General features: G+C 44.9%; 25 protein-coding genes. 1 reads left to right on the top strand and 24 read right to left on the bottom strand.

Features of this window, described 5'->3' with window-relative positions; translation table 11 throughout:
- Window positions 1-11: 11 nt before the first annotated feature.
- Window positions 12-989: a hypothetical protein gene (locus HUO09_RS10145; RefSeq protein WP_188233906.1), complete on the bottom strand. Its 978-nt coding sequence runs from the start codon at window positions 987-989 to the stop codon at window positions 12-14.
- A 210-nt stretch (window positions 990-1,199) separates the two neighbouring features.
- Between HUO09_RS10145 and HUO09_RS10150 the strand changes: the two genes are divergently transcribed.
- Complete coding sequence (locus HUO09_RS10150) at window positions 1,200-2,828, top strand: P-loop NTPase fold protein (RefSeq protein ID WP_188233907.1); 1,629 nt, start codon at window positions 1,200-1,202, stop codon at window positions 2,826-2,828.
- Window positions 2,829-2,889: 61 nt separating this feature from the next.
- Here HUO09_RS10150 and HUO09_RS10155 read toward each other — a convergent pair whose 3' ends face one another.
- From HUO09_RS10155 to HUO09_RS10265, 23 genes are all read right to left on the bottom strand, one after another.
- Complete coding sequence (locus tag HUO09_RS10155; protein ID WP_188233908.1) at window positions 2,890-3,438, bottom strand: GNAT family N-acetyltransferase; 549 nt, start codon at window positions 3,436-3,438, stop codon at window positions 2,890-2,892.
- 110 nt (window positions 3,439-3,548) lie between these two features.
- The gene (locus HUO09_RS10160; protein ID WP_188233909.1) at window positions 3,549-4,556 is read right to left on the bottom strand and encodes a contractile injection system protein, VgrG/Pvc8 family; all 1,008 of its coding nucleotides are present in this window, start codon (window positions 4,554-4,556) and stop codon (window positions 3,549-3,551) included.
- A complete protein-coding gene (locus HUO09_RS10165) occupies window positions 4,547-4,753 on the bottom strand; it encodes a tail protein X (protein ID WP_188233910.1) in 207 nt (68 codons plus the stop codon). Before HUO09_RS10165 ends, HUO09_RS10160 begins: the two co-directional genes overlap by 10 nt.
- 2 nt (window positions 4,754-4,755) lie before the next feature.
- A complete protein-coding gene (locus tag HUO09_RS10170) occupies window positions 4,756-5,148 on the bottom strand; it encodes a phage tail protein (RefSeq protein ID WP_020432407.1) in 393 nt (130 codons plus the stop codon).
- Window positions 5,149-5,157: 9 nt separating this feature from the next.
- Window positions 5,158-7,269 carry a phage tail tape measure protein gene (locus tag HUO09_RS10175; RefSeq protein WP_188233911.1) on the bottom strand — a complete coding sequence of 704 codons (2,112 nt, stop codon included), beginning with the start codon at window positions 7,267-7,269 and terminating at the stop codon, window positions 5,158-5,160.
- A gap of 76 nt (window positions 7,270-7,345) precedes the next feature.
- Window positions 7,346-7,702: a phage tail assembly protein gene (locus HUO09_RS10180; protein WP_188233912.1), complete on the bottom strand. Its 357-nt coding sequence runs from the start codon at window positions 7,700-7,702 to the stop codon at window positions 7,346-7,348.
- An 8-nt stretch (window positions 7,703-7,710) separates the two neighbouring features.
- Window positions 7,711-8,223: a phage major tail tube protein gene (locus tag HUO09_RS10185; RefSeq protein ID WP_188233913.1), complete on the bottom strand. Its 513-nt coding sequence runs from the start codon at window positions 8,221-8,223 to the stop codon at window positions 7,711-7,713.
- Between the two features lie 9 nt (window positions 8,224-8,232).
- On the bottom strand, window positions 8,233-9,393 hold the full coding sequence (locus HUO09_RS10190) for a phage tail sheath C-terminal domain-containing protein (RefSeq protein WP_188233914.1): 1,161 nt from the start codon (window positions 9,391-9,393) through the stop codon (window positions 8,233-8,235).
- Between the two features lie 88 nt (window positions 9,394-9,481).
- On the bottom strand, window positions 9,482-10,009 hold the full coding sequence (locus tag HUO09_RS10195; RefSeq protein ID WP_188233915.1) for a hypothetical protein: 528 nt from the start codon (window positions 10,007-10,009) through the stop codon (window positions 9,482-9,484).
- 3 nt (window positions 10,010-10,012) lie between these two features.
- Window positions 10,013-11,191 carry a phage tail protein gene (locus tag HUO09_RS10200; protein WP_188233916.1) on the bottom strand — a complete coding sequence of 393 codons (1,179 nt, stop codon included), beginning with the start codon at window positions 11,189-11,191 and terminating at the stop codon, window positions 10,013-10,015.
- On the bottom strand, window positions 11,188-11,835 hold the full coding sequence (locus tag HUO09_RS10205) for a phage tail protein I (RefSeq protein WP_188233917.1): 648 nt from the start codon (window positions 11,833-11,835) through the stop codon (window positions 11,188-11,190). The genes HUO09_RS10200 and HUO09_RS10205 overlap by 4 nt, the downstream gene beginning before the upstream one ends.
- Window positions 11,835-12,704, bottom strand: coding sequence for a baseplate J/gp47 family protein (locus tag HUO09_RS10210; RefSeq protein WP_188233918.1), 870 nt, complete (start codon window positions 12,702-12,704; stop codon window positions 11,835-11,837). Before HUO09_RS10210 ends, HUO09_RS10205 begins: the two co-directional genes overlap by 1 nt.
- On the bottom strand, window positions 12,701-13,048 hold the full coding sequence (locus tag HUO09_RS10215) for a dTDP-glucose pyrophosphorylase (protein ID WP_042483722.1): 348 nt from the start codon (window positions 13,046-13,048) through the stop codon (window positions 12,701-12,703). Before HUO09_RS10215 ends, HUO09_RS10210 begins: the two co-directional genes overlap by 4 nt.
- Window positions 13,049-13,055: 7 nt before the next feature.
- Window positions 13,056-13,688, bottom strand: coding sequence for a phage baseplate assembly protein V (locus HUO09_RS10220; protein WP_188233919.1), 633 nt, complete (start codon window positions 13,686-13,688; stop codon window positions 13,056-13,058).
- Window positions 13,681-14,220 (bottom strand): hypothetical protein, encoded by a 540-nt coding sequence (locus HUO09_RS10225; RefSeq protein WP_158125266.1) that lies wholly within the window; start codon window positions 14,218-14,220, stop codon window positions 13,681-13,683. The genes HUO09_RS10220 and HUO09_RS10225 overlap by 8 nt, the downstream gene beginning before the upstream one ends.
- Window positions 14,221-14,229: 9 nt before the next feature.
- Window positions 14,230-14,727: a hypothetical protein gene (locus tag HUO09_RS10230; protein ID WP_188233920.1), complete on the bottom strand. Its 498-nt coding sequence runs from the start codon at window positions 14,725-14,727 to the stop codon at window positions 14,230-14,232.
- The gene (locus HUO09_RS10235; RefSeq protein WP_188233921.1) at window positions 14,720-15,325 is read right to left on the bottom strand and encodes a hypothetical protein; all 606 of its coding nucleotides are present in this window, start codon (window positions 15,323-15,325) and stop codon (window positions 14,720-14,722) included. Before HUO09_RS10235 ends, HUO09_RS10230 begins: the two co-directional genes overlap by 8 nt.
- Before the next feature lie 2 nt (window positions 15,326-15,327).
- Entirely contained in the window at window positions 15,328-15,633 is a 306-nt protein-coding gene (locus HUO09_RS10240) for a chromosome partitioning protein ParA (protein ID WP_171137792.1), read from the bottom strand.
- Window positions 15,623-16,219, bottom strand: coding sequence for a 3TM-type holin (locus HUO09_RS10245; RefSeq protein ID WP_188233922.1), 597 nt, complete (start codon window positions 16,217-16,219; stop codon window positions 15,623-15,625). The genes HUO09_RS10240 and HUO09_RS10245 overlap by 11 nt, the downstream gene beginning before the upstream one ends.
- A gap of 55 nt (window positions 16,220-16,274) precedes the next feature.
- Window positions 16,275-16,859 (bottom strand): ABC transporter ATPase, encoded by a 585-nt coding sequence (locus HUO09_RS10250; protein WP_188233923.1) that lies wholly within the window; start codon window positions 16,857-16,859, stop codon window positions 16,275-16,277.
- Between the two features lie 72 nt (window positions 16,860-16,931).
- Window positions 16,932-19,505 carry a hypothetical protein gene (locus HUO09_RS10255; RefSeq protein WP_188233924.1) on the bottom strand — a complete coding sequence of 858 codons (2,574 nt, stop codon included), beginning with the start codon at window positions 19,503-19,505 and terminating at the stop codon, window positions 16,932-16,934.
- Between the two features lie 101 nt (window positions 19,506-19,606).
- Window positions 19,607-19,936, bottom strand: coding sequence for a type II toxin-antitoxin system RelE/ParE family toxin (locus HUO09_RS10260; RefSeq protein WP_188233925.1), 330 nt, complete (start codon window positions 19,934-19,936; stop codon window positions 19,607-19,609).
- The coding region (locus HUO09_RS10265) for a hypothetical protein (RefSeq protein WP_373563691.1) at window positions 19,905-20,245 on the bottom strand (341 nt) is incomplete at its 5' end. The genes HUO09_RS10265 and HUO09_RS10260, both read right to left, overlap by 32 nt.

Raw genomic sequence — 20,245 nt, forward strand, 5'->3', positions numbered from 1 at the left:
TCAAAATTAAATTATTGTATATCTATGTTTTTAATTTCCCTTTCCACATCCAAAAAATTAGAGTTACTATTTTTAGAATCCAATTGAACACTCATAACAGCCAGCGTATCTTCAGTTAATCTAGATACTGTAAATAAGACATCATTAATTTTATTCTTATCATTAAGCCTTTGTTCATCTAATGAATGAATGTCGTTATATGCATCATCTAAGTGCCTACGAAGTGCACTGACAGGTATATTCCCATTTTTTAATGAATTCTTGGCTAGTTCGATTGATTTCACAATGGATGACTTACTATTAGAATAAAAATCATTATTTATAACCAAATTAGAAGTTAGCTTAGACACCTGAGTTAACTTGTCGCGCATACTGTATAGGTGTTGACGTAATTTTTTATGTTCTATTTGTAGATCATTAAAGTTACTTCTTTCAATTCTTAATTCTTCACCTATTTGATGGTGAGTATTTTCTAGTAAACTATAATTTTCAGTTAAGTTCTTAATCGTATTCTCTCTTTCTTTTATCGTAGCTGCCAAAGATGAGTTGATCTCTTTCATTCTTAGTATTTGTTGTCCTGCATTAACAGCATGATTCTTGTGAAACTCTTGCCAGTACTCCAAAGTGGTTTTACTTCTCAGTTCACTGACTCTTGCTTGACTGGTGTATCGTTCTGATAACTGAGAATGATGAGTTGAAAGTCTGCGTTTCTCTATCAATCTATATTTTGCCTTATCGACTCCCCATTGAATGAAAGGCACACCAAATATATAAGCGCTCGCCATTAGTAACGGGAAAAATGCATCACTCCAGAACGACACGGACGAAGCCTTTATATGGCTTAGCCGTTCAGCGTTATTTGCAGCCAGTACAAATTCAGCAACCCAAATGTGGTTGTATGCCAACCAACACAGAACAAATGTGCCGAGTATCGGCGACTTCATTCGATTTGAAGCTTCAAGATAAATGGAAGAAAAAAGCTCTTTCATTGGTAAAAATCATCTCAATTGGTTTCTATGCATTAGGTATCACTAACATAAATGACTTTAAATACATTTGTTAACTTAAATTACAGCAATTACTCAATTGCTTGCACTAGCACACACTATTGACAGAACACACAAGACAATTGTTTTCAACGTATTGAACAGGCTGGTTAAAAACGCCATGCTCAACCCATAAATCTAATGAGGTTGGCTATGACACAGACAATAGAGATGCAGTGGGATAACGATGTCACCGTTCTTGGCGAACACTGCCCTGCAGATAAACTCGACCGCGCTAAATACGCCCAGTTTTTAACAGGCTTTCTTGCAGGCCAGGGCTTCGATGAAACTAAACCAGATGGCGAGCAAAAGAAGAACTATGTACTGAACCTCAATTCTGAATGGGGTTCTGGCAAAACCTACTTCCTCAAGCGTTGGTACCACGATTTAAAACAACATTACCCAGTCGTTTACGTTGATGCATGGAAACAGGATTACTCAGATGATCCTCTACTAGCTGTTATTTCATCAATGACCACGCAGCTAAGGAAACAAGCAGGGAAAGATGTTGATAAGGCAGTATTTAAAGTGTCCAGAAAGGCAATTGGCTTACTTAAAACTGCGCTACCTAGCATCGCAGGAGCCTTAACAAAGCGGTATTTAGGGGTAGATCCTGTTGCAATAATGGAAGCTTCCGAAGACGGTTTTATTGGAGTGGACATTGAAGACGAATCAGGTAATAAAATCGATATGGGTATCGCCGCATCTAAAGCAGTGCAATACCTGTTAGATGAACATGATGCAAAAAGTGATGCTATTGCCAGCCTTAAAAAATCCGTAGAGCAATGGATTCAAGCCGTAGTTGGTCTAGAGCAGAGACAATATCCTGCATTCATCTTCATCGACGAACTCGACCGCTGTCGCCCAAGTTATGCAGTTGAAATGCTTGAAACCATTAAGCACATTTTTGATATACCTGGAGTGGTGTTTGTCGTTGGAACAGATACAGATCAATTACAACACGCGGTTAAAGCTATTTATGGTGAAGGGTTTGATGCTAGGACTTATTTAGGTAGGTTTTTTAATAGTCGCTGTACGTTGAAAAAACCGTCTTTTAGTAGTTTCCTTACATATCATTGCGACACTCACAAATTAAGACCAGAATTTCTAACAACTATTAAAGTTTGGCCCCAAATCCTCGACTCACCCAGATCGATTGAAGAACTTGACCAATTCATCATTATTGAATTTCAAACATTATTTTCAATATACGAGTGTTTTGAATTAACGCCAAGGCAATCTATTCAGATTACAAACCGTCTAATTAGCTCCGTAAGTTCACTACAGAAGTATACATTAAACTTACCACTACTAGTTATATTGCTTTGTTTGAACGAAAAATTTCCCGTTTTCTATAACGAAATAATGAGGAATCAACACATTTATAATAACACCTTAGAAAACACCAAAGATCCAAACATACTTAACATCAATATCAGACATAAAATGATGTCAATCTACTTAGACCCAAAACAATTCAGTGAAAACCAATCATTTTATTCAGTGGCAGTTGAGTATCCATCTGATTTCTATCACTGTTCAATTTTTGACATTTTGGAAGTCTCTCTGGATATATTTAGAACTCCACAGAAAGATTCAAACCAAGCACTTCAACCTTATGTAGAGCAGCTTTCTAAGATCCCTCTTACCGAAGCAGATAAGAAAAAGCGGGGAAAATATTGGGTAGCAATCAATTTGAAATTGTTACTGGACAAGGATTTTTTCTCCAGTAAGTTATCTCTATACAAAAAACTAGTTGAATTATCATCAGCTCTCGATTGATTTAACCTCGGCATATCCCCAACATCCTGTTTGGGGATAACACACTAATCTAACCAAAAAGCTAATTTACCTTAATTTTTTCAAAACGAACTGTATCTTGGGCACTTGAAGGAACTTGCCTGAAACCTATTTTCTTCATCATTTCTGCCATTATCTTCGACACACGATATAGACGACCGTATATGGTACAGCCAATAGGGATAACTTTAATCGACTCTAGTAATAGCTCAGTACCAATGCCTTGTTTCCTAAAAGAGTGTTCAACCGCTAGTAGATACAGTTCATACTCTCTTTTTCCGCTAGTTATCCAAGAAAAACCGACCGCTTGGCCATCTACACGCTTAATTAATATTTGCGAACCACGAGCTTCGTGCGGATTCACGTAACACCAGCCATCTTTGATACTGGTTGCTATTTGATATAGTAAACCTTGTTGTGCGGGAGGAAAGGTCAAAATTGGATTGAAATGGCCATCTTCAGCGCTAGACACTACAAGATTGAAAATAAAACTGACATCTTCTAGCTTAGCTGGCACAAGTGAACTACCTTTCAATTGTTTGTTCCGTCTTGAAAGCGCAAGCTTTTTTAGCAAAGTGGATATAATTTTCATTATGTGATACTCATTTAATGGGTAACTGTTCTATATACATAAACTACATTAATTAATATCCAATGTAATACTTTGTTTCTTATCCAAAATGTGACTATAAGCTCAAGATTTCATTTAAGAATAGGTATATCCCCAACATCCTGTTTGGGGATAACAAACTCTCCGCTTAGTACATGCCCGTTTTCATCCAATACTTCTCTTACGCTTTGGCACATCCAGTAGGTGTTGAACTCTTTTCTGGTGTGTCCGGAAAGCAGGATGTTGCGCTCGGCCTGTATGCCAGGGACAAACGGCATTTCATCTAAGGTGAGCTTGTAATCACCGCACTGCTCTCGATACAAAGCAGACTGCGCCGCTGCTTTTGCTGCCGCTTGTGTTGGGTACACCTTGCTAAGTTTTTTCACTTTTCCAGTACTTTCCCCCACCCGCACAACTTGTTTTTGCCCTTCGGTTACAGCTTGCCAGTACGCTTCTACCGCCTGAAACTTTCCGGTTCCTTCCAGAGTGATTTCTGCTTCGGTTTCATCGGTTAAATGCACTGCTACCGCTGGTAAGGTTTTACCGCTTACGCTTTGGTTATCTCCACGAGGAAAAAAGACGAGTTTTTTATTTGCTACTTTCATAGTGGCGCCATGCTCGGTTGCCAGTTCTGTCACTAAATCGGCATCGCTTTGGCCTGCCTGAATGTAGTGTTCAATTGTGGTATTGGCATATTCGGCAGACACCGAAGGCGTTAAGCCGTTACGTTGTGCCACGGTTTCAACCAGAGTTTTCAGTGTGGTGGTTTGCCAGGTGTAATCACGCTGAGTTTTAAAACTGCCACCTAGGTTCGCAGCATCGCCAGAGAGCACAATTTGTTTTTCAGGGCTACGCAGTTTTACTGAGTTAACGGTGTAACTACCCCTGTACACCAAGTGTTTATCATCTTTCCCTGTGTAGATTTGCATGGTGGCTTCATTGCGTGGGAACGCTATTTTGCCATCGTCGGCCAGTACCAGTTCAAAGCTATCGCTATCGATACCCGCGGCGTCATTGATAACCAAGCGAACAAAGAAATCGCGAATGGTTGGGGTGATGTCTTTACCGTTTGCGAGGATTTTGTAGTTGTTTAATCCCATAAGCTGATCTCTTCTTCTTGTGCCGGTTGCTCGAGAACAGGCAGTTCTATTTCCACGCCAGCCGCTAAAGGATGAGGCAATGCCGAAAGCCCTCGATTGGCTTTTAATACGGCTTCAAATGCTCCTGGCATACCGTCGTAATAGCGGTATGCGATGTCATCGATTTGGTCACCTTCTTTTGTGATGTACTTGGTCATGGCTATTCCTTATCTGGATACTCTTTGATCTCGATGGTGAATTCGATTTTACGCGCCACGCCCTTGGTGAAGAGTTTGGTTTTGTTGACTTCCAGCGTTCGCATTGTCCATAAGCCCCAGTCTCTACCTAAACCATCAATCATGCGCAGCGGCTTGCCTTTATCCCCTTCCGCTTTCATCTTATCGGTTTGCCCTAAGCCACCGCGAAAATGCGGATAAATGGTTCCTTCAAAACGCAGTGTGGCCAAGTCTCCACCTATGAATTGAGAACGGGGCTTTCGACCTGCCAAATTCTTATCAGCCCAGCGCCAAGCGTAGGTTTCACTAATGCTTTGCAGAGCGGCGGTATCGATACTGAAGCGATATTCACCCAGTGCCATCATTACATCTGCCATGGGTTCTCCTTATGAATCTGCAAAGCGTACATTGCGACCGCCCACATTCAGTTTTTCCATCTGCTTGGCCACGCGCATTACCATCTTCTCTAGCTTATCGATTTGCTCATCGCTGGCGTTGCCTTGAACATGGAAAACAGGGTTGAAGTTTATCTGTGCCGGTGCATTGCTATTGGACGAACTGTTGAGCGTTCTTGCCGTGCTGTTGACGGATTGATTAAGCTGCGGTGCATTCTGAGCATTAGCTCTTTTAACTGCGTCACCGGGTTTGGATCTATCTGAACCGAACAGACCACCAATCCACTCCCCGATTTTCTCACCGCCTAATCCACCAATAAGGGCACCTGCAACAGTCCCTACGACAGGAATAAATGACAAAGCAGCTGCTCCAGCTAACGCTCCTCCCATGCCGCCAACAGTTCCACCGACACCTTTGGACTTTTCTTTGCTTGAGAGTGAATCATCCATCAGTGTTGAACCAATATCGAGAGCACCAAGAGCCGCGCCAATATAAGGCAGCTTACGAGTTAAACCGCCCAACTTACTGAGTGTTCTTCCTGGCATAGAACGAGTACGTGGTTTTCCACGACGACGCCGTTGTTTTCCTCCGCTTTCCATTCCTCCACCAAAGCCGCCTGATGGCATGTTGGTAACATAAACATTAGACACTTCACCGCTTGGTAAACCTGGTACACCTGCACCGCCACCTTTGGGACCACGAACAAAATCAACCACGCTTTTACCCATTTTGTACGCTTTGCGTCCTGCCCATACAGCACCCAATGTTCCCGCTAATGCTGTTGCACCGGTTAATGCCTTATTGAGGTTTTCAGGTTCGATGCTGTTGATTGCATCGGCAAGGTCTGCGATCGGCTCTGCCAGTTTTTCATCGGCGAAACTCATCCATGCGGTTTTCAATGTCATCATGGCTGCGTTCGCGGTTTGAGCTGCTCGAGCAGAATCCTGCAGAACGGCGGTACCATCACCACTGATAGACAAGAAAGAATCGAACGAGGCTTTTCCATCATCACTGGAGAGCACTTTCATAAAGCGCATGGCTTCATCACCAAACAGTTGGCTGTATTCGGTAATGTCGGAATTGGTGGCTTCCATGATCTCTTTGACGATTGAAGGCAAGTCGCGGAATTTCTTTTCTCCTCGCGCTAGAGCTTCTTCATCAAACACTTCGATGCCAAGCTTTTCGATGTCTTCATAGTTGGAAGTGATGTCTGCCAGAACAGATTCCATCGCACTGGCCGCTTCTGCGGCAGAGCCTGAACCCATACGGGAGATCTGCAGCATGGCACCCATTTCTTGAACGGCCTTTGGCCCTGTTCTTCCCATGGCCGCATAAGCTGCAGATACAGACGCACCTTCAGCTGCCAAGTTCTGCAATGTGAATGCACCGGCTTTACCTTGGACGACTAAAGTATCGATAGCGGAAAGCACATCTTCGCTATTCTTCAGCCCGAACTTCTGCGACATGTCTGCGAACATTTCACCGACATCAACACCAGTAGCACCAGTGGCTTGCATAACCCGACCGATGTTGGCCATGTTGTCCTGGGCGAATTTTAGATCACCAGTTTTCTCAACAATTTTCTCAACGGCAGTGAGCATTTCGCTTTGATCTACTCGAACATCCGCTTGCTGAGAAGTGGCAAACATCTCGGCTCGCAGCGTCGCCATTTCGTCTTTGGTTTTGCCCGCCTGAATACCTAAGCGTTCATAGCGTTCTTCTAAACCCATAACCGCAACGGCTGAACCTGTTCCAGCGGCTCCCGTTGCTAATGCTGTCCACTTATTGCCTATGCTATCGAGACCGTCATCCATCTTTTCGACACTGCGCCGCATAAGGTCGCTCTTCTTAATTGCGGCACCAATGTCTTGGGTGTATTTGCGAACCTTCTTACCCGCATTGATGAAGCCATTACCCGTACGGGTAACGGTTCTGCCAGTGCGTTGGTTTTCTCTACCGAGCTTAGTAGTTTCGTTTTTTAGTCGTTGATTGCTTTTACCCAGGCGCTGATTCTGACGCTCTAGATCGTCAAAAGCTCGGGAGACAGACCTGTCAACCCGAGCTTCTACACCAATCCCGACAGATGCTTTGTTGTCTGCCATTGTTAGTCCTCTTTTTCGTCTTTCAACTCACTGAGTTTTTTACACTCAGTGAGCCAGTCGAACAGTTCCGCTATGGTTAATCGTCGGAGCTCTTCGAGGGAGATTCCGCCGCAGAACTTGGAAATAGCAATGCAGACTGAGCGGCATGTCTCGGGAGTGGTAACAAAAAACAGTCATATGCCTTTTGCAGTTGCAGGTAGTCATATTGCGCTAAGCTACCAATGAATTCGCGGGTCGTGTTCGTCAAGTTGGCAAACAAGTGCGCTTCATGCTCTGCATTGTCATCATAAAATTCACCGTTATGAGCCAAGCGGCTGTTCTTCTGCGCCAGAATGACATCGTTAGCTGTTGGCGGTCGCATAGTGACAGATGTTTTTACCTGATCATCCAGTTTTTGTGGCACTTGCAGTGTAATCTCAATTGGTTGATACATGGTTACTCCTAAATACCCAATGCTTTGTTAATGCCTGCTCGAAGGTCAACACCACCCACACGCTCGATACCACCAAGAATATCAATGTGCAGCAGTTCCACACCGCCTTGCAAAATGGTGTAAGTTGTCCATGTAATTTTGCAGTTCATCTCTGTGAGTTTTTTACGTTCGAACTCGCCCATATCGAGCCCATAAACTCGACCAGTAGCCTTTACCGTAAAAGATTCAACACCATTCTGACCTTGCAGCGCGGAACGGAAAACAAACGGCTTTTCCAAGCCATTGGTTAAACCAAACATAGCGATGGTAGATGCATTAATTTCTGCGATCGTGATTTCGATATCTTCTAGCGCCAGAGCTGCCATATCGATTTTGATTGAGCCAGCCATACCGCCAGCAATGTATTCTTCCACCTCTCTGTTCAGCGGTGGTAATTTCACTTTTGGCACTAAGCCTATTAAGCCAACGCCATCCTGAAACCAGGCATAATCGGCGAGCACTTTTGGTGGTCTGCGTTCCATGGGAATTCCTTACTCGAAGATTACGTCGGCGTAATCGTTAATAAAGTGGCTGGTGACCGTAATGTTTTGAGCGATACCAGGAGGAGTGAAGTCGTAATCCAGATAGAAGTTACCCGCAATGATGGATTCCGGCGGGTTTAAATCTGGGTCAGCCCATGCGGTTGCGCCGTATAAATGCCCTGCTCGGGTTTCACCATCAAGACCTTGCTGAACGGAATCCGTCACATCTTCCACGAACGTACGCAGGATTTTACGGTCGCGCGCCCATTTCAAGCTGGTTGTGATCATGTCCAGAATCATGTCGTTAACACGGACGTGAGAATTGAACCGCCATTTAGGATCATCACTACAGCTCAAGTTGCCCCAAGAACGGTAGCCGTCATCGAGAATCACGGTGGTGATTTGGTTTTCGTTCAGTAAGTGCGCCATGCAGTTGGTATCACCGTCTGCATAATCAATTGGAATTTCAGTGCCCAAGGTACCGTTGATTTTTAAGTTGGAGATTGAGGCGCTGTAGCCGTAGTTCGGGTCCTGGTCTTTTTGGATTTCCAACCCGAGCATGTATGAGCTCATTGGAACCAAACGACCTTCGGCATTTTTCATGCGTGGCCAGAATAGCTCTAAGCGTTTGTCACCCCACAACTGACGATAAGCCACCGCTTCTTCGTAAGTGGTTCCCGGGCATTCACCAAACACTTTGCAGCGCAATCGAGTGGCGATAGGTAGCAACTTGGTAAGCACTGCTTGTTCTTTTAAGAAATCAGGTACATGCAATAAACGAGGACGTTTCCCCGTAATGGATTGCACATCAAGAATGGCTTCAAGACCTGACTTCGCACCTGTTACTGGGTCAACGCCACCAATAATATTGAGGATGGTAGCCGCTGCATCCACGCCTTCTTCTACGCGAATAATCGCAATAGCACAGCGCTTTTGGTCATAGATTGCTTCGAGTGCATCCGGCAGCGTGCCAGCGTTGTTACCCACCATATCGAGCTTAGCGATTTTGTGAATGTTACCTGCCACAAGAACGGGTTTATTTAGAGGATAAGTTTCTGCATCTGCGTCTGGAGCGGTACCCACAACAACAGCAAAAGACGTGTCGGCCATTTGCATTGGTCGCACACCACTGTTGTCGGTTACTCCAAAGATGCCATGTTTAAAGGTCATGGTGTAGTTCCTTTGTTGTTAGAAACTCACCTTCAGCGGCACTGTTTTCTTAAGTTTATGGGTTAAAGACGTGAAAAGGAGGGGTTATTCAAACTGGCAGTTCAGGCCAAGGGTTGTCAGCTCTAATCTTCTTGTAAGCTGCATCGGCCTGCGCTTCATATTCAGCTGCTTTAGCCTCGTTCCCTTCAACACGACGAATCATTTTGGCTTCGTTGTTCAGGCGATCAACTATCTGCACATAAAGGCTTTCGCGAGTGTTGGCGACTTGCTGAAGTTCAGCTTCATATTTAGCTTGGGTATCAACTTGCCAATCGGCTAGTTCATCGCTCCAAGTAACGTATTGGTTAGGTGGTTGGGTTAGCGTCCAACCCTCTTCAATATCACCCAAGTCTTTCACTTGTTTTGATTCAAGTGGTTTGGCTTTGTTGTAGATGGTTTTGCCACGATGGTCGGCGACATATTCTGAGCCTTTCAAATCAGCTGTAGCAACGACGGCAAAACCCTCTTTTGAAGGTAAAGGTTCAACCAGCAGGACGTTACGAGGCATATTCCATTTGCCGGTATCACCTGAGGCAATGACTTCTCTTGTTTCTTTGTTAATAGTCCAATATTTCACGGGTTATACCTCTACAAGAATCGGGAAGGCTAAGTTTCGAGGTCGGGTTTCTGCTCCACCAGAACTCATTGAACCACCAAACGCATCAAGATTACCGTAACCTTCAGCTACTCCTCCTCCCCCTTGAGATGGTATATCTTGAAGTCCAATCAAGTGGTTATGTGATTTAAATTCATCCAGCTCTAAAGTGTTGAATCCTCGGCCAATATTAATACCTCTCCCTTGGTCAAGCACACGGAAGAACTCACCGCCAGTTTCAGGGAAATCAATCATTCCTGTTCCAGCATTTACGAACTCTGGTAATGCTTCGGCTAATCGCCAAAAAACAGCGGTTGGTACTGAGTTACCAAGAACGTTCAGAGTTCCTTCTGGAAACGTCATGCTCATCCATGGCCATTGGGTTGAACCTGAGCGAGATTTCTTAAACGGTGTCCAGTAGAACGGTTTGGTTTCATCAACCCAGCCAGTTTGACGGTTAAGTATGTCTAATGGGTCTTTACCCGCTAACGACTCAACATTTGAGTACCATTCCCAATAGCTGACTTTTCCGTTCGCATCTTTGGTGTAGCAAACCTCACCTACCGAGTAGATGCGCGTTGCATCGTAAGGCAGGAACTGGGAATTAGCTGACATGGCGTACTGCGAGTGTGGATCTGGAGCATCAACATGTGCTTTGTCTTTATCGTCCACATATTTACGTGTTGCCGTCACGATTGTTGGGTCAATCATGATAATAGGATCGAGTGATGTCACAGCGAATGTCATCTCAATGTAGATATCATTCACTTCTCCGCCATTGTTAACACCGGAGAGAATTGGAATACGAACCGAGTTCCCAACAGCGTGGAGATAGGAATTGCCATCATAAACCGCAATCGCTGCAAACTCCCGCACAGCGACATCAACAATATTATCTGGGATTTTTGCCCAAACTTTTAGTAGAGGGATTCCGCCCTCTTCTGATGGTTCAATTTTCTCCATCCCAGTTATTGGGATGCGAGTAATTTCATTGACCAATGTCGTTTGAGTTCGAGAAGGCTGAACATACTGGTCGTTACCATCACCAATCGCAATATGAGTAAAGTTGATCGGCTTGTTGTTCAGTTTCCCGTTTATTTCTGCATTTTCACCTAGCAAGGTGAGAATTGAACCATAGTTCAGCGCAGATTCTGGAATACTCATTCTAACTCCAAGGGTAATGCGCCAGATCGAATGATCATACCAAGGCGAACAAAACTGACATGCTCAACATTAACTGAGCTAACAATGTTTTCGGTTCGCCATGGGCCAGAGCGAATCGCTAAGCCCATTCGGCTCAATACACCAATATTGATAGGATTCTGGATTTGACTGGTAATAGAAATACTCTCTAAGTGAGAGCGTGTATTTTTGGCGTTATTCACTGCCGTATAGATTTGCGGTACCGTATTTTCATCGATATCGGAATTTCGAGCCTCCAAGTTAACTCGGAAAAAACCGGGGGCTAAATTCGCTTCGTCATCAAACCATTCTGTAACGCTCAAACCATCATCTCGAATAGATTCGATGCTTTTATCCAGAGCGTAACGAGTCCCTTTGGTGGTGTGAATCGGGTTAGAAGCCGCAATAACATCGCGCTTGGTTTGCTCGCTCCAATTCTCATCCCAATAGTCAACGCTCATTTCCCAGGCTAAATACGGGAGTAAATCTACTCGGCACTGATATGGGTCGTAAAAGTTGCGAATGTCGCGCTCAATAAGAGCCAGTTCTTCCCAGAACACTTGCTCCATCACTCGTTCCATCTTTGAAGCAGATGGAGGCAACTTACTAACGAATACCGATGTCATTACACAGCACCTGCCTGAGTAACTATGATGTCTGTACAGTAAGGTGCTTCTGTCATAGCACACAGCACTGAAGCTGCAGGTTGAAGAATGTTGACATCGATGACGGGCTGAAAACTCACATTAGAATCTGAGCCTTCACTTTGAACATGAGCTGCAGCGTTAATCAAAGACAGAGAAACTTGCCCACCAAGAACGTGTGTTTCAGTGACTAAACTCTGTAGTCGTTTAGTTGCTTGGGTGATAGTTTCACTTTCCCCTGGTCCATTTGGCAACGTCAGCTCTACTTCAATCACATAAGGTTTAATGACTGCGGATTTAACAGTCAGCTTATCGTTCAACGGTCTTAGGTTGTCCTTGCTAACATAGCTGTTTACCTTATCAAGCAAAGCTTGTGGTGCTGTGCCATCACCCGTTCTGCTAAGTATGTATAAATCGACGATGAAACCGTCTGGGCTATCAGGGTATGCATCCTGAACATCTGCATCTGCAGCTAAAGCATGGAAAATATAAGCGCCATCGGGCCCTGCTGTTGAGAAGCTTTCTGGAGCCATTTGAACTCGACGGCGAAACTCATCATCCGTTTCAGTATCGAATTTTTCTACTGGACGCCAGTCGGCTAAGCGTTGCAAGTTGTTGCCTGTTGCGTACGCCACCATGTTTTCCAATGAAATATCCTGGAACTCTTGGCGAGCTCGGGTGACCTCTTCTCCCATTGCCGAAAAAGCAAAATAAAGCGGGTCACCCGCTTTAGGTACATTGGTATCCATAAGCTCAGCAAAACGAGCCAACATACGGTCACGAGGAATAGACGCATCCAACTGCTGGACAATTTCAGGTGGCGGTAGTTGTGATATTTCAATTTGGTTCACAAGCTTAGCCCCGAAATCTCTTCGATGGAGCCGTCAAAAAGTAGCTCTACTTCCACAGATAACGTCACTTCATTTTCTCCATACTCTAGCCATGTTTTCACTAGTTTTAGCTCGTCAGTGAATCCGTTTGGAGGGTGAGCGATAGCGTCAGCCACGTCGGCATAAATATCGATAGCTAAATCGGGCGTGATATTTCTATCCACTCTGTCCGGCAAATTTGAACCATAAGCACGGTTAAGCGGCAAAGAGCCTCTGCGAGTTTTAAAACAACGATTCAGACGTTGCTTACGTTCTGCCGCATCGGTTATCAGTAAGCCGGTATTTTCATTAATTCCTGTGGCCATAACTTACCTACTGTTTCTGAATTGGAGCTTGAGTATTTGGTGTGTCATTCGGATGTTTGTGACCGTTATAAATCTCTCGATCCTGAGCCATAGTGCGAACGCTGTCAGAAATATTTTGTCCCGCAGAAACGTTGGCTACTGCTGAAATACTGGCTTGCGATGCAATATTACCCGTAGAGGTTTGCTTGCCGTCATGCTCGATGTCGCCATCAAAGATAAGCTTGGGAGCGGCTAAGCGAATTTCTGTTGCTGCATCGAGATTAACTTTGCCAACTACCGAACCAGATAGCACTTTGTTGGCCATGTCGTACTGCAACCAAGTACCATCGGGAAACTCCCGATAGAACAGATTGAGATCATCTTTCGGTTGGTCTTTTGAGTTCTGGTTCAAGCTGGCAACGATAACTCCGCCCTGAGTATTGAATTCCTTCACAACCAGAACGAGCTCCCCCGCTTGATGAGGCGCAAAATCTTTCACCGCACCGGCATGACCAACATCTGATGGAATCCAACTAGTGGTTAAATTAGAGGTGAACTGAACTTTATAGCGGAGCGGTTTAGCCTTAACTTCGACGATGGTACCGATTTGGATCATCTGGGAAATTAAGCGCACTAGTTGAGACTGAGTAAACTCATGCATTCTCTTCGGGCTCCAAATCGGACAATGTAAAATAGTTCTCTTCATTGCCAATATCTGGCGAAAGTCCAACATGAATTTCAGCCGGTACTTCTTCTGGCCCTTCTGGCAACCAATCTATTTCACCGCCAAAGTCATACGGGCCAGCCACACATTCACAAATAAACCAACCATCCGGTTTTTCTTGTTGCTGCGATGTCATCACTTTCTGGATAGAAATATTGCCTGCGGCCGACGAGGAACAAAACAATCGCCACTCTTTTAAGAAATTGAGCTCTGCATCTTCAACATCGATACCGTCAGCATCTTTTCCACAGTAAATACGTCCAATCACCATGAAGTTCATTCTGGTGTTGTACACATCCCCAAGTGGGCTTTCACCGGAATAAACCAGCGTTAATATGCCAGGCTTTAACTCTTCGTTTTTATATGCGGCTCTATCCTGCCAGTTGCGAGTTACAGTGCGAGTTGGATAACGAGTTTCGAAAGCACTTTTAATGCCTTCCAATATTTCATTGGGCATAGGTTGTGGCATGTTGCTCTCCTAGAGTTGAAAACCTGCAGCTCGCAAACCGTCATTCACAGAGCGCTTGAGAATGTCGGCAACTTGGTCTTGAGTTTGTTCTGCAGCACGGTCGTAGAAGTCATTGCCTTGGGTGCCGTTCTTGGCAATAGAGCGAGCAATCATAAAAGCTAAATCTCGTTGATCGGCTTTTGGGTACTTGGGCTGAATGCGTTTAACTCGAACCCAATCAAGCACTGACTGAACCGGTGGTATTCCTTGAGACTCAGTTCCCTGTGTAACAAAAGCGTTGTACCGCAGTGAACTGGTGACCATGCGTTGCAGTTCGCCTACGACGTTGGAACGAATTGAATGAGTTAACGTGCTTTCAGCTTTCGGAGCTTCTTCTTTGGCTGCTCGAGAAACAATTGAGCCAGCATGGCTAATGCCGGCTTTCAAATGTCTATTTAGAATATCTGGAGCAGATCTGAACGCCTCATCCAGAACCGATGTATGTAGCTCAACACTTAACTCACGCATCTTTTACCTGCCGTTCAAACTGTGTCATCAGCTGCTCATGAATAGCTGCTGGCGTTCCGTTCTTAGCTTCACCACCCACGCTATTACGCACCGATACAGTTTTATTCAATTGATGAACCGCAATGTATTTCACCGCTTCAGCAATGCAGCGAAGAAGCAGCAGAGACTCATCTTGAACATCGACAGAAATGGCATCGTTAACAATTTTACGGCTACCGTAGTAGGTGTATGAGAAATCACGACCACAGCTCATCACTACCGATTCAGACGGATAATGAGAAAGTTGCACCCACTTCTGGTTTTCATCACTTTCAATCACAGACAAGCGCGGTAAGTTACGAGGGTATCCTTGTTCCCAAGGTTGCTTCGCTCTTTGGCTTTGGCCGTACAACACAGTTCGAACTCGAATCATGTCACTCGGTGCCAAATAGAGCATTTGGTTTGTCATGAGAGAAAAGGTTGCAACCTTAATATGCGGTCGATAACGGCTGAAATCAGACAAGGCAGTTTCAACTATTTGTTGTTCAGTGCCTTCAATAAGTTCAGCGCTATCCATCATGGCTTTCTTTAGACGGTCTATTAACGTAGCTAATTGCATGGTTAACCCACCTGATTTTTAAACATAAAAGTACAGACGCTGGCGAGAATGCCTAGCAGTATCCAGATAAGATCACGGTTGTACTTGGTCTTTTCATTGGTGCCACTCTGCCCTTGCTCTAAAGGTCTTACTCGTTCTTCCAATTTATCGAAATCGCGATCTAAGCGCCCAAACTGGTTTTCCAAATTTGAGTGCTTGGTTTGTAGTTCAACCATCTGGCTCATTAGGTTGGTTTGCTGCTTCATGTAATCACGCATTTCAACACGGAAAGAGTGGAACTCGCCTTGTGACACAGGGCTATTTGACATTACTACCTCCGCGAATGGTCGAGGCGATACTCCCTAACACGCCTGCTGGCACCACACCTGCGGAGACTTGTTTATCTTGCGAACGTTTGTGAATGTTCAGCCCGAGAACGGTTAACGCCACACTGAATAATCCAGTGAGTTTTGCAGCTCCAGCAAAGGCTTGCTCTGTGTATTCAGGGTGAATGATCATGAGCAGACAAATACCAAAGAATAATGATGACCAGGCTAAGCAAACGGCATAGCCAAATGTTGGGCGCCAACGACGAACATAAGCGTCGTCGCTCGCCAATTCGGCTTGCATGGTTTTATGCTGCTCGGTTAGCGCAAGTTTGCGCTCTGTACTTTCGAGTTCAGCTTGCTGGTAAGTTAATTCACGTAACCGAATACGCTCTTCACTTTCCATTTCCGTGATCTTGAGTAACGCGTCAGGATTGCGGCGGATTTCAGCTTCAATCGCTTCCGGTGTATGTTCCACCCCTAGAGCATTCGCCACCAAGGCACCAACACCGCCACCCACTGGACCACCAATCAAGCTACCAACCAAAGGCGCTGCGTCTGCAATTAGCGATTTGACTGTATCCCACATATTGAGACTCCTTAAGAAAAAAGCCCGAAGCTAGTCCGGGCTAAGATTGGCGGGTTTACTGTTGCTCTTTAAGTTTGGACAAAGCTTCCTGGATAACCGTGAGTTTCATTTCATTGTCACCCGCTGCGAGCAGTTCAACTTGCAGCTCGCTTTCGTCTTTACCTTCTAGCGTTTTGGCGAAAGCTGCAGGCGTTAAGTCTCGCTCAGCTTTTCGTGTGGCCAACTCTTCATCAATACCGCTGAGTAGCCCCTTACGTTTCTGGTCAGCCGCTTCAAGCTCTGATAAACGCGCCAGTTCTTCATCCGTCAACTCGGAAAAGAAAGGCTTAATTTCATCAATCTTCTTCGTTAGGAGTTCTTCGAAAATCTTATCCTGGAATGCACCGGCATCCGCTTTGTTTGGATTTTCAAAATGGATAATTGGTAAGCGTGCTGCAGTGTTTGGCTGCACGACTGTTTGCCCAAAGTACTTAGGCGTAATGCTGAAGTTGATATAGAGAATAACGATCGCACGATTAACCTGAGCCGCGGCAGGAACAAAGCGCGCATCTACTTCACGAGTTTCCCCAGGATGAACAGTGCGGCCACCGATATTAACGGCTTGCTTAGTATTGTTTGTGTATGCAGTCATGATTGGCATGATTTATTACCTTAAATTGGTTAGCAAAAAGGCCCCGAGACTGTATTTACAGTAACGGGGCAATGGCTCGCTCTATCGACCTGTCGCTGAATAGAACAGTACACTGGTAAAGCGGTTACGAATTGGTTTAGGACAGTGAATTGCGTTGTACTCTTCACCGTAAGCTTCCTTACCACCTTTCAACTGACCATTAGCATCACGCGCTTCTTGCATGTCGCTCAGAGTGAAAGGTTTCACCACTGAGTAAGCCATCGCACCTTTTTGGCCCATGATGATACGTTCATCACCCAGATGCGTTGCTGGAGCGTTAGTTGAATACGCAGGTAGCGCTTTCACCATTTCCAGATCACCTTGTGAATTGGTGTCTGTTCCATTGCGCTTCATCGATGCGACGAACTGCTCAGCGTTGGTACAGGTATCGTTCAGGGTGTGTGACATCAATAGGAAGTCAGGAGTGATAAAGCGATCATCTTTCATGATGGCTTTGCGACGGCCAATCGCCTGCAACAGTTTGTTGTAGTGCTTATCTGGCGTTGCGCCATCTGGAATATCACTGTCCACTTTGACGATGTTGGTTGCGTAGCTATAGCTGATAGACGCAGCGCCAGCGGTTACAGACTTCAATGCACCAGATTCATCAACCAACACGAACTTGCCTAGGTTGTATGAGGTGACAATGTAGTAAGTACCTGCGGCCTGAGAGCCTGTTCCGTCAAATGGCTTAATTTGTGTTGCATCAATGGTGAGAACCATTGGGTTTTCAGTGTTACCAACAGTGTTGCCTTGCAAATCGTATTGTTGATGCGGCGCGACCACTGGGAACTGTGCTGTTTTGAATTCATACGAATCTTGCAGCTGAGCAGTGATTGCTTCACCGTTCACATCTGCAGCTAAGTATGAGTCAGCGACACGTTGCATTGCATTGACGATGCGACGTGCAACCATCTCTTTGATGATGCGGCTAGCTGTTGCTACGTTACGGCCCCAAGCATCCCAGTTAATGGCTGAAGACTTGGAAAAATGCATGAGCTCGTTCGAGACTTCAAACGCGACTTTCATTGGCAATACGTAAGCCAAATCCATGCGTTGTGAGTTTTTCACTTTTGGAATGGTACCGTGCTCAAACACAATGCCATCGCCCATAATGGCGGAAACATCACGGCTTTCGTATGGAATTTGTGTGGTTGCTGACGCGCTGAAATCTGTCAGTGTTTGCACCAGCTGCAGAACGTTAAGATCTGAGAGAGCTTCACGAATGACTTCACGCTGAACGGATACTGGCAATTCAGAATCAGACATAACGTTAGCGCCACCTTGCCCCGCCAGTACTAGGCGCTCAGCATGAATGCGGCGGTGGTTTTTGCGGTCAAACTCTGCAAGTACCTGACGACAGAACGCAGGCAGGTTTTTCTCTTCAGTTAGGTGTAACTGACCTAACGCATAAGTATTGGTGTTGCGTAGGTTAGCGTGAATTTGTTCTTGTAGCTGTAAGCTTTCGCGTTGTTGGTCTGGTGTTGGCATCACTGAACCAGATGGTGCCCCCATAAAGCCCATTTCGCTTAGCTGAATAGAAACCATTTTTTGGTTGCCATGAGCAATTTGGTTTTCAGCCAGTTTGGTGACTTGCTCATCAGACATTTCAACCGTGATCAGGTCTTGAGTTTCTTTTAGCTCTTTCTTCACTTCGTCGCTAAGGCCTTCGGCTTTATCGATCGCTTCCGTAAAGATTTTGACTTTTGCATCAAGCTTTTGTTTTGCGTCTGCTTGAGCTTGCAGCGACTTAGCTGCTTGTTCACTAAGAATACGCACGACATCAGCTTCGCTTAGTGAACCACCATTTAGGTTAATCACCGGTACAGATGAGTTGCCCGATTCAGACAACTGCTTGGCAATGCCTTCAATTTGTTCGCTTAGCACCTTTGCTTGTGCTTCATCACTGATACCTGTCAGTGAATCAGTGAGTAATTTCACCATCGCTGTGTGTTGCTCAGCCGACAGCTTGAAACCTTTCAGCTGCTTTTCAAACAGCGCAATCAGTTGTGTCCACATGGTTTGACGTTCCTCAGAAAATTTATTAGCTAGAGACTCGGAAAGATAGGTTGGGCATTCGTGAAGGCTGGCTTCACTAAGTTCGATTTTGTCCAGGTTCTTAATGCATGGTCTGGTGACCAAACCTGCCCCTAAGAGCGTTGGACCAAATTCTGGATACTGGCCGTTCTCTCCGGCTTCGTTGCTGACATAATTAGGATGTATTTCGGCAGACAAGTATTTGAAACCGTCTTTGGTGACTTTATTGATGCCGAGTTCGTACCACTCCACCTCTGCTCGTAAACGTCCACGGTCGGTAAATAAACGTCTTACCACCGCCCCAGCACCATCTTCTGGCTTGTGTGCAATATCGATATTAATTTCTTGGCCATAAACTCCAGCGTTGAAGTTTTTGATCATGGAATCGAACATCTGCTGGGTCAGTTCAAACTCACCGTATCGTGGGTCACAAAATTTTCCGGTTCGGGTAATGGTGACGACACTGCGTTTATTTGAGGTATCCACCTTTACAGCGTCAGAAAGTAGATGAATCACACCTTGGGGTGCTGATGATGAAAGCGCCAGTACAACACTAGCCGCGAGGTGAGACTTAATCATGAGATTTCCTTTGCCTATAAACGAAAAAAGCCCCTGAATATTCAGGGGCTCGGTCGCCATTTATGGACAGTTTGGAATAGTGGGTTAACCGTTTGGAGGGGTTAACCAATAAGTTTCAAATCGGCTTTGCGGCTCTTCTTCATTGAGTCATAGTAGTTTTCATGAGGTCCGATATTTAAGAGGTACAACTCCAACTTATCTTCTACCCAAGAATACCCTAGTAAGACTTCTTGCTTATCCAGCTTAAACTTATGCACCCACAAGTGGGATAAATCCCCCTTTTTTTGTGCGCCTATCTCTGGATCTTCAATAATCTTTTCAATTTCATCTTCCACCACTTCACATTGGGCTTCAGATAATTTACTTAACTGCTTTTCGAAACGTCTTGTTTCGTATACCTCAATCGATTTTTCTTCTTGTGCGTCGCTCATAGCGTTTTACGCTCCCTAATTTGACTTCTTCAGAAGCCAATAGTGCGTCGCGAACAAAATCATAAGATAAATCGGGGTTATCGATCATTATCTGACCAATTTTCGCCCAATACTCGATTTGTTTCGGCACTGATCGGCTTTCTGCTTCAGCGTGGACTTTGACATGAGTGACGAACGCATCATCCAGCCTTACGCTTGTTGCCATACGAATACCCTTTTTGTTTGTTTGTCTGTTTGTCTGTTTGTCTGTTTGTCTGTTTGTCTGTTTGTCTGTTTGTCTGTTTGTCTGTTTGTCTGTTTGTCTGTTTG

The organism is Vibrio sp. Y2-5 (assembly GCF_014596725.1).
GTDB lineage: Bacteria > Pseudomonadota > Gammaproteobacteria > Enterobacterales > Vibrionaceae > Vibrio.

What these genes read in the sequence shown, in the direction of transcription:
- HUO09_RS10205 (WP_188233917.1), bottom strand. Translation starts at nt 11,835, where the DNA reads ATGACATCGGTATTCGTTAGTAAGTTGCCTCCATCTGCTTCAAAGATG.
- HUO09_RS10255 (WP_188233924.1), bottom strand. Translation starts at nt 19,505, where the DNA reads ATGATTAAGTCTCACCTCGCGGCTAGTGTTGTACTGGCGCTTTCATCA.
- HUO09_RS10175 (WP_188233911.1), bottom strand. Translation starts at nt 7,269, where the DNA reads ATGGCAGACAACAAAGCATCTGTCGGGATTGGTGTAGAAGCTCGGGTT.
- HUO09_RS10170 (WP_020432407.1), bottom strand. Translation starts at nt 5,148, where the DNA reads ATGGCAGATGTAATGATGGCACTGGGTGAATATCGCTTCAGTATCGAT.
- HUO09_RS10155 (WP_188233908.1), bottom strand. Translation starts at nt 3,438, where the DNA reads ATGAAAATTATATCCACTTTGCTAAAAAAGCTTGCGCTTTCAAGACGG.
- HUO09_RS10250 (WP_188233923.1), bottom strand. Translation starts at nt 16,859, where the DNA reads ATGCCAATCATGACTGCATACACAAACAATACTAAGCAAGCCGTTAAT.
- HUO09_RS10150 (WP_188233907.1), top strand. Translation starts at nt 1,200, where the DNA reads ATGACACAGACAATAGAGATGCAGTGGGATAACGATGTCACCGTTCTT.
- HUO09_RS10200 (WP_188233916.1), bottom strand. Translation starts at nt 11,191, where the DNA reads ATGAGTATTCCAGAATCTGCGCTGAACTATGGTTCAATTCTCACCTTG.
- HUO09_RS10225 (WP_158125266.1), bottom strand. Translation starts at nt 14,220, where the DNA reads ATGCCACAACCTATGCCCAATGAAATATTGGAAGGCATTAAAAGTGCT.
- HUO09_RS10165 (WP_188233910.1), bottom strand. Translation starts at nt 4,753, where the DNA reads ATGACCAAGTACATCACAAAAGAAGGTGACCAAATCGATGACATCGCA.
- HUO09_RS10190 (WP_188233914.1), bottom strand. Translation starts at nt 9,393, where the DNA reads ATGACCTTTAAACATGGCATCTTTGGAGTAACCGACAACAGTGGTGTG.
- HUO09_RS10220 (WP_188233919.1), bottom strand. Translation starts at nt 13,688, where the DNA reads ATGCATGAGTTTACTCAGTCTCAACTAGTGCGCTTAATTTCCCAGATG.
- HUO09_RS10230 (WP_188233920.1), bottom strand. Translation starts at nt 14,727, where the DNA reads ATGCGTGAGTTAAGTGTTGAGCTACATACATCGGTTCTGGATGAGGCG.
- HUO09_RS10180 (WP_188233912.1), bottom strand. Translation starts at nt 7,702, where the DNA reads ATGTATCAACCAATTGAGATTACACTGCAAGTGCCACAAAAACTGGAT.
- HUO09_RS10245 (WP_188233922.1), bottom strand. Translation starts at nt 16,219, where the DNA reads ATGTGGGATACAGTCAAATCGCTAATTGCAGACGCAGCGCCTTTGGTT.
- HUO09_RS10240 (WP_171137792.1), bottom strand. Translation starts at nt 15,633, where the DNA reads ATGTCAAATAGCCCTGTGTCACAAGGCGAGTTCCACTCTTTCCGTGTT.
- HUO09_RS10160 (WP_188233909.1), bottom strand. Translation starts at nt 4,556, where the DNA reads ATGGGATTAAACAACTACAAAATCCTCGCAAACGGTAAAGACATCACC.
- HUO09_RS10145 (WP_188233906.1), bottom strand. Translation starts at nt 989, where the DNA reads ATGAAAGAGCTTTTTTCTTCCATTTATCTTGAAGCTTCAAATCGAATG.
- HUO09_RS10235 (WP_188233921.1), bottom strand. Translation starts at nt 15,325, where the DNA reads ATGCAATTAGCTACGTTAATAGACCGTCTAAAGAAAGCCATGATGGAT.
- HUO09_RS10185 (WP_188233913.1), bottom strand. Translation starts at nt 8,223, where the DNA reads ATGGAACGCAGACCACCAAAAGTGCTCGCCGATTATGCCTGGTTTCAG.
- HUO09_RS10215 (WP_042483722.1), bottom strand. Translation starts at nt 13,048, where the DNA reads ATGGCCACAGGAATTAATGAAAATACCGGCTTACTGATAACCGATGCG.
- HUO09_RS10260 (WP_188233925.1), bottom strand. Translation starts at nt 19,936, where the DNA reads ATGAGCGACGCACAAGAAGAAAAATCGATTGAGGTATACGAAACAAGA.